This window comes from Acinetobacter sp. RIT698, from assembly GCF_009668065.1.
Lineage (GTDB): Bacteria > Pseudomonadota > Gammaproteobacteria > Pseudomonadales > Moraxellaceae > Acinetobacter > Acinetobacter guillouiae.
Window position 1 is genome coordinate 22,428 of the sequence record NZ_WJYH01000051.1, and the last position, 7,649, is coordinate 30,076.

A 7,649-nucleotide genomic window follows, 5' to 3' on the forward strand; every position below is an offset into this window, starting at 1 on the left:
AAAAGAGAATTGTTAGACAAGGTTTCTGTGATTAACCATTGTTTTTATTATAAAATATGTGATATCTATCGCACTTGTGGAGGGCTTGAAAATGAATATACGAAAAATTATATCAGTTATTTGTTTTGCATTTTCTTGCAATGTCTTGGCTGGCGAGACTTCACAAGTTTTATTTGATCAAGTGTTAAATTTAAAACCCAATCAATTGTACGAATTAGAATTAGAAGATGTACAAGCGGGGGATCAGATTTGGACCGCGGTTTATTTGGTTGGGCGACAAAATTATCCGGGACTTACTGCAAAAGTTGAGTTTGTCATGGACAATCAAGGTTTGTTAAATAAAGCCAATCCAAGTGAGCATGCTGTATACCAAGCACTGATCGCAGAAAATTTGACGCAAACTAATCAATATTCATTCAAGCAATTCAAAGGCTTAAAGACATTCATTGAAGATACGTCAGAACAGCTGATTACAGATCCAATATTGGAAAAAACAGATAGCATTCGTATTTATAGTCAAGTGAATGATTGGATCCCTGAATACAACACTTATGAACCCACCAAAGTGAAATTTGGCATTCAAAACCCTTTGGATTTTGACATTGTTGCGGCTTATGTTTTGGTGGGCAAAGGCGAAAAGCCTGCTGAACTCAGTGAATTAAATTTTAAAAATATTCAACCCACTTATGCCTCACCTTTACCGCCAGTACAAGCCGATTTTACCCAAGCTGAAGTGAATAAATCTGAGACTCACTTGAGTAGAAATGAGCTAAAGTTTATCTTTTTTATCCTGATGGCTATTGTTATGGGCTTGGTTGCTTTTATTAACCGTGGCAAATTAAAACGCGCTTTTTAAACGCGTAACTTCTACGTCACTAAATTTCTAATATTTTAGATTTCAAATTTACACGCTTGGCGTAAACTCTTGCACTGATCATGTGTTCGAGTAATTTTAGATGTTGTCCTTATTTTTGAAATGTATTCTGGGTGCAGCAGTGGTTTTGTTGATTTCAATTCTTTCAAAAAGTAAGGCATTTTATATTGCAGGTTTAGTCCCACTTTTTCCAACATTTGCATTGATCGCACATGTGATTGTAGCGCAGGAAAAAGGTGCTGAAGCTTTAAAGCAAACAGCATTATTCGGGCTGTGGTCATTGATTCCGTATCTCATTTATTTGCTCACGGTCTATTTACTGGCAACTAAGCTTTCGATGTGGTCTTGTTTAGGGATTGCAACGTTATGCTGGATTGTAGCTGCTGCGGTTTTGATTTATGCATGGCAATTGTTTCAGAATGGATCGATTTTATGATTTATTGAATTAATAAAAAAGAGTTGCAATGAATACTTTTGAGTGGATTGTAAAGTTAATGAGCCTTTGATCAAGGCTCATTTTTTAAGGATATATTTTAATAATCAGCTGTTTAAACAATAAACTGTTTTGGGCTTTCTAGGTTCTTAATGGCATTGTAAATTTGATCTGCATGATTACACACAATCAGTTTTGCCCGATGTTGAGGCGGTAAAAAACCTTCAATAACAGCATGGTCTAATTGCGCAATCAAATGGTCATAGAAACCATTGACGTTATATAACATCATCGGTTTTTGATGTTGATTCAATTGTCCCCATGTCGCGACTTCTAGAATTTCCTCAAAGGTACCAAAGCCACCTGGCAGTGCGACAAAAGCACTTGCACGTTCAGCCATCATTGCTTTACGTTCATGCATGTTTTGCACAATATGTAATTCTGTTAATTGGTTATGGGCAATTTCATAATCCAGCATAAATTCGGGAATAACACCAACAACATCACCACCATGTTCCGTGACCGTATCTGCAACTTGGCCCATTAAGCCAATACTTGCACCACCATAGACGATTCCAAAACCTTGTTCTGCGATGCCTTGGGCAAGTTGGATGGCTTTTTCTCGATAGGTAGGGTTATTTCCAGGTCGGGAGCCACAATAGAGAGCGATTAAACATTGTGTGGCTTTATGTTGTTGTTGATCTAATTCGAAAGGTTTATTCATCATTACAGGCAATACACTATTCATAATTTATTTTTTCACCTTAACTTATCATGTTCTTATACATTTCTACTACTTTAAGTAAGAAATGTGACAAAAACATGTTGTGTTATCGGCGCTTTTGCAATGATTTGTATCGCTTTGATTTTGTATTTAATTTTAGGTAAATCAGTAAAAATCCTGATAAATGAGATGAAATTCCTGTCTGGATTGCCTATAATTAACGCTTATTTATCAACAAATGAATCATCATGGGTAGTGGTTGTAGTCGCTCCGAAAATGCACAATCTTTAGACAAAATAATAGTTCAAAATACACTAAAGTTTTCTTCTCAATTCCGAAATTTACAGTTCTCACATGCTGAAAATAGCTATTGCACATTTTCAATGGAGCAAGATCAATGATACTTGAGTGGATGTCTGATCCTTCTGCATGGGTTGGTCTTGCAACTTTAGTTGTTTTAGAAATCGTTTTGGGTATTGATAACCTTGTATTTATTGCAATTTTGGCAGAAAAGCTTCCGCCTGAACAACGTGATAAAGCAAGGATTATTGGGCTTTTACTTGCTCTCTGTATGCGGATGGTGTTACTGGCATCTATTGCATGGGTGGTGACATTAACCGAACCATTATTCCATCTCTTTGAGCATGCTTTTTCTGGGCGTGATCTGATCTTGCTGTTTGGTGGTGTGTTCTTATTGTTTAAAGGCACAATGGAACTACATGAGCGCCTTGAAGGTGGTCAGGATCTTAAAGAAGAAAATCCTGTACATGCTGTATTTTGGATGGTCATTGTTCAAATTGTTGTTTTAGATGCAGTATTCTCCCTCGATAGTGTGATCACCGCTGTGGGAATGGTGAAAGAACTTTCAGTGATGATGATCGCTGTGGTGATTGCTGTAGCTATTATGCTGTGGGCATCAAAAGCCTTGATGGACTTTGTCAATAAGCACCCGACAGTAGTGATTCTATGTCTTGGCTTTTTGATGATGATTGGTTTTTCATTGATCGTCGAAGGTTTTGGTTATCACATTCCAAAAGGTTACTTATATGCAGCGATTGGTTTCTCGGTACTGATCGAGTTTATGAACCAAACCATGCGTAAAAACCAAGAGAAAATGGTGACAACGACCGACTTACGTTTCCGTACAGCTTCAGCAGTCTTGAAAATGTTAGGTGGAAAAAGTGCCGATAGTCAAAATGGTAAAGCGGATGATGTGATCGCAACACAAGCACTGGCAGATGAAATTTTTGATGATGAAAATGGCGCTTACCATAGTGTTATGGTTCAAGGGGTCTTGGGACTATCAGAACGTCCTGTAAAATCGGTCATGACACCGCGCCCTGAATTAGAATGGTTAGATTTGGATGAAGACGAAGCCAGCATTAAAGAAAATTTGATGGCAATGTCACATTCTCGTTTAATTTTGGCCCATGGTGAATTGGATAATATTGCGGGTATTGTTTTAACCCATAAAGTTTTAAATGATTATATCGAAACGGGTGTTTTAAATTTTGAAAAACACTTACGCGAACCTGTGATTGTGCATGAAAATGCGCAAGTATTGATGGTGATGGAGCAACTTCGTCAGGCACCCTTACAAATGGCGATTGTATTAAATGAATATGGGTCAATTGAAGGGATTGCAACGCCGATTGATGTGCTTGAAGCAATCGCAGGCGAGTTCCCTGATGAAGATGAACTAGAAGCTGCTGCGGAAAGTCTTGAAGATGGTTCGTTGATCCTTGAAGGTTCAACCGATATTCGTCATGTTTCTTTGCTGTTAGGTCGTGATTTAGTCGATGAGTCAGAACAATACTCAACCCTTTCGGGTTATATCTTGTTCCATCTCGGGCGTTTGCCTGAAAATGGTCAAAAGCTTCAAGTCGATGGTTATGAGTTTGAAGTGGTAACGATGGATGGGCATAAGATTGAGAAGGTGCATATTATGGCATTAACAAAATCTAAAGATGCTGAGTCCTAATGGATTTGTTGTAATGAAGCCAGTCGAAAGACTGGCTTCTTGCTATCTGGTCATTGCGAATAATGATTTAAACCATATCGTTAAAATGATGTCCAGATGACATCATTCATATTGAAAGAATAGGTTTCGATTTCCTGCTGGGTTGGATTATCATTGAACCTATTCAGATCTTGAGTATTTTCATGTCCAATCTATCCTGTCCATGTGGTTCAGTGCTTTATGCTGAATGTTGTCAGCCGCTACATTTGGGTCAGAACAAAGCCAAGACAGCGGCACAGTTGATGCGTTCGCGTTATAGCGCTTTTGCCAAACATGAGATTGATTATATTGTTCAGACCACTGCGCTTGGACAGCAGCAAGCTTTGGATGTTAAAGCGATTTCAGACTGGAGCAAAGCCAATCAATGGCTCAGTCTTGAAGTGGTGCAAGCCCAAGAAAAGCTCGATAAAAATCATGCTCAAGTTGAATTTAAAGCACATTTCCACGATGGTCAGCAGGCTCAAATACACCATGAAGTTTCACACTTTGTCCAGCATGCTGGTGTATGGTATTTCTTAGATCCAACCACAGATCAGCCTATCACCATGAAACAGCCATGTATTTGTGGATCCGCCAAAAAATTTAAGCAATGTTGCGCACAATTTTTATAACTTTTAGTTCATTTTTGACTTAAAATAGCGCGCATCTTTTCCCATCAGTGGATGAAGGGCAATGTTACTGACGATTATTTATATTATAGCCATTACAGCAGAAGCCATGACTGGAGCGTTGTCCGCAGGACGACGCAGTATGGACTGGTTTGGGGTGATACTGATTGCCTGTGTCACTGCACTCGGTGGTGGTTCTGTGCGAGATGTTTTACTTGGACATTATCCACTGACTTGGGTCAAACATCCTGAATACCTTGTTCTGACATGCTGTGCTGCCTTTGTCACCATTATTATTGCTAAATGGATGAAGCATTTACATTCAATTTTCTTATTGTTGGATGCTTTAGGCTTAATTGGTTTTACCATTATTGGCTGTCAAATTGCCTTGCAAATGGGACATGGTTTTGTGGTTTCCGCCGTTGCTGGGGTGTTAACAGGGGTATCTGGTGGTATTCTACGAGATATTCTGTGTAACGATGTTCCGTTGGTATTCCGTCGTGAACTGTATGCGTCGATTTCCTTTGTTGCAGTGATTTTCTATTGGTTCTGTATAGATTTCGGTTTATCGCTTGAAATTACCGTGGTTTCTACTTTAGTTTTTGGTTTTGCATTACGTTGTGTGGCGATTTATTTTGGTTTGGAAATGCCGAAATTTATCTATAAAGATGATGATGAACAATCGGCATCTTCTAAAGATGAGTCCTAAGGATGGATGCTTGAACAGCAGTTATTGATTGTGAATCTCTGCATTTAACTTTGAGCTTGGTATGTCATATCAGATTCATCAAAATATTAAACTTGAAAAATTTACTGACCTAGATTTTGCTGTGTATTTTGAATTGGTCAAAAATATTAAAGTCATGCAAATGATTACCGAGCGAGCATTAACGCTTGAGGAAGCGCATACCGAATTTGCCAAGATTTTATCTAAGAATGCCTATAATGTAGCATTGGGAAATTATAAAATTCTTGATGCTCAAACAAATGACTTTATCGGTTTAGCTAAACTCGAGTTGGATCAGCCAACAGCAACAACTGCGGAGTTGGGCTATATGCTTTTACCCGAATATTGGGGGAAAGGCATTGCCAGTCAAGTTGTTACATTTTTAATTGAGCATGCAAAAAAACAACCATATTTAAAGGATCTTATGGCTATTATTGATCCCGAAAATATACCTTCAAGAAAAATATTGATAAACAATGGTTTCCATTCTAAAGAGTTTAAAGATTTTGACGGACTAGCAGGAGAAATTCTGCTGTTCAGTCTTTAAAATTAAACAGCGAGCCAAAGTTGTTTCTGCTTTTACATATTTGTTGAGTGCATTATGGATTTAGTATCACGTGTACAACGCTTACCCATAGGTAAATTTCACTATACCTTACTCTGGGTGATCGGACTGGGCTGGATGTTTGATGCCATGGATACAGGACTGATCTCCTTTATTCTCACCAAAATGGCAGAAGAATGGCAAATGACCCCTACTGAAAAAGGCTGGGTAGTCTCCATTGGCTTTGTGGGTATGGCAATTGGTGCTGTATTTTCAGGTGGTTTGGCTGATCGAATTGGTCGTAGAACAGTCTTTGCGATTACTTTGGTGACCTATAGCATTGCAACCGCGTTATGTGCTTTTGCGCCGAATCTGACTTGGTTATTGCTGTTCCGTTTTATTGTCGGCTTAGGGCTGGGTGGGCAACTTCCTGTGGCGGTGACTTTGGTCAGCGAATATATCCCCGCTCAAGTACGTGGTCGATTTATTGTACTGTTAGAAAGTTTCTGGGGACTTGGCTGGCTTGTTGCTGCACTTATTTCTTATTTTGTGATTCCTGATTATGGTTGGCATATTGCATTTTTGATTGGTGGTTTACCTGCAATTTATGTTTTTATGATTCTCAAAAAAGTGCCTGAATCGGTCCCTTATTTGATTAATCGTGGACGAATTGAAGAAGCCCATGCACTGGTACAGAAACTTGAACGGCAGTGTGGGGTAGAAGTGATTGAAACCCTTGAAGTCAAACCTGTTTCAGCAAAACAAACGATTTCATTTTCACAGCTTTGGTCAGGTGCTTTTGCCCGTCGTACTTTGATGCTGTGGTTGATTTGGTTTGGTATCGTCTATTCTTATTATGGCATTTTTACTTGGTTGCCAAGTTTGCTGGTCAAACAGGGCTATACCATTGTGCAGTCTTTTGAATATGTACTCGGGATGATTTTGGCACAATTACCTGGTTATGTGGCTGCGGCTTGGTTGGTGGAAAAGCTTGGACGTAAAGCAACCCTCGCTGGTTTTATTGGTCTGTGTGCGCTTTCTGCTTACTTCTTTGGTCAAGCAACCTCAGTCAATATGATTATGTTGTGGGGATGCTTAATGTCGTTCTTTAATTTGGGTGCATGGGGGGTTTTATATACTTATACGCCTGAACAATATCCAACCAATATTCGTGCTTTTGGCTCAGGCTGGGCATCTGCAATCGGTCGTATGGGGGGGATTGTCGCACCGTTGGTGGTGACCCATATGATGGTGGCAAGTGATGGGTTTAGTTCAGTCTTTATGATGTTTACGATTGTACTTTTCGCTGTTGCCGCTGTGGTTTTGATCTTGGGTGAAGAAACCAAAGGTAAGACCTTAGAAGAGATTGGATTGTGATTGTGAAGGTTGTGCAGAATAAATTTAGATATTAATTAGATCTCTTATCAAAGTAAGCTTTTAAATGATTTCTAAACGAGATTAACCCTGATCAATCATGGCTGATTATTCCATAGAAATGAATTTGTATGATTCTAAAACTTACAATGCCACCCTTTACATTTAAAGTTTAAATTCCTTTGCGTAGGCGATGCCTCACTTTTCAGAGATGAAAAGATGACAAAAATCTTCTGTTGGGTGAGAGGTACGTCCTGTACCCCCACCCAACGGAGCGACATCCATGTCGCCACACGATAGAACAACCATGTCTAATTCATGAATATAAAAAAGCAGACGAATGAA

Annotated in this window: 8 protein-coding genes; 7 read left to right on the forward strand and 1 reads right to left on the reverse strand. The window is 39.0% G+C overall.

From position 1 onward, the window contains the following. The first annotated feature begins 91 nt into the window (after positions 1–91). Positions 92–856 carry a hypothetical protein gene (locus GJV03_RS17880; protein ID WP_154130736.1) on the forward strand — a complete coding sequence of 255 codons (765 nt, stop codon included), beginning with the start codon at positions 92–94 and terminating at the stop codon, positions 854–856. A 100-nt stretch (positions 857–956) separates the two neighbouring features. Beyond that, on the forward strand, positions 957–1,310 hold the full coding sequence (locus GJV03_RS17885; RefSeq protein ID WP_105713789.1) for a GlpM family protein: 354 nt from the start codon (positions 957–959) through the stop codon (positions 1,308–1,310). 112 nt (positions 1,311–1,422) lie between these two features. Here the strand turns inward: GJV03_RS17885 and GJV03_RS17890 are convergent, their stop codons facing one another. Beyond that, on the reverse strand, positions 1,423–2,055 hold the full coding sequence (locus GJV03_RS17890; protein ID WP_004816519.1) for a TIGR00730 family Rossman fold protein: 633 nt from the start codon (positions 2,053–2,055) through the stop codon (positions 1,423–1,425). 373 nt (positions 2,056–2,428) lie between these two features. Between GJV03_RS17890 and GJV03_RS17895 the strand changes: the two genes are divergently transcribed. The 5 genes from GJV03_RS17895 (at position 2,429) to GJV03_RS17915 (ending at position 7,307) form a co-directional block, all read left to right on the forward strand. Further along, complete coding sequence (locus tag GJV03_RS17895; protein WP_004816521.1) at positions 2,429–4,012, forward strand: TerC family protein; 1,584 nt, start codon at positions 2,429–2,431, stop codon at positions 4,010–4,012. 182 nt (positions 4,013–4,194) lie between these two features. Then, on the forward strand, positions 4,195–4,662 hold the full coding sequence (locus GJV03_RS17900; RefSeq protein WP_105713790.1) for a YchJ family protein: 468 nt from the start codon (positions 4,195–4,197) through the stop codon (positions 4,660–4,662). A 61-nt stretch (positions 4,663–4,723) separates the two neighbouring features. Continuing rightward, a complete protein-coding gene (locus GJV03_RS17905; RefSeq protein WP_004725253.1) occupies positions 4,724–5,368 on the forward strand; it encodes a trimeric intracellular cation channel family protein in 645 nt (214 codons plus the stop codon). Between the two features lie 61 nt (positions 5,369–5,429). After that, entirely contained in the window at positions 5,430–5,933 is a 504-nt protein-coding gene (locus GJV03_RS17910; protein ID WP_154130737.1) for a GNAT family N-acetyltransferase, read from the forward strand. Positions 5,934–5,987: 54 nt separating this feature from the next. Next, positions 5,988–7,307, forward strand: coding sequence for an MFS transporter (locus GJV03_RS17915; protein WP_154130738.1), 1,320 nt, complete (start codon positions 5,988–5,990; stop codon positions 7,305–7,307). Positions 7,308–7,649 lie beyond the last annotated feature (342 nt).

What these genes read in the sequence shown, in the direction of transcription:
- GJV03_RS17880 (WP_154130736.1), top strand. Translation starts at nt 92, where the DNA reads ATGAATATACGAAAAATTATATCAGTTATTTGTTTTGCATTTTCTTGC.
- GJV03_RS17885 (WP_105713789.1), top strand. Translation starts at nt 957, where the DNA reads ATGTTGTCCTTATTTTTGAAATGTATTCTGGGTGCAGCAGTGGTTTTG.
- GJV03_RS17890 (WP_004816519.1), bottom strand. Translation starts at nt 2,055, where the DNA reads ATGAATAGTGTATTGCCTGTAATGATGAATAAACCTTTCGAATTAGAT.
- GJV03_RS17895 (WP_004816521.1), top strand. Translation starts at nt 2,429, where the DNA reads ATGATACTTGAGTGGATGTCTGATCCTTCTGCATGGGTTGGTCTTGCA.
- GJV03_RS17900 (WP_105713790.1), top strand. Translation starts at nt 4,195, where the DNA reads ATGTCCAATCTATCCTGTCCATGTGGTTCAGTGCTTTATGCTGAATGT.
- GJV03_RS17905 (WP_004725253.1), top strand. Translation starts at nt 4,724, where the DNA reads ATGTTACTGACGATTATTTATATTATAGCCATTACAGCAGAAGCCATG.
- GJV03_RS17910 (WP_154130737.1), top strand. Translation starts at nt 5,430, where the DNA reads ATGTCATATCAGATTCATCAAAATATTAAACTTGAAAAATTTACTGAC.
- GJV03_RS17915 (WP_154130738.1), top strand. Translation starts at nt 5,988, where the DNA reads ATGGATTTAGTATCACGTGTACAACGCTTACCCATAGGTAAATTTCAC.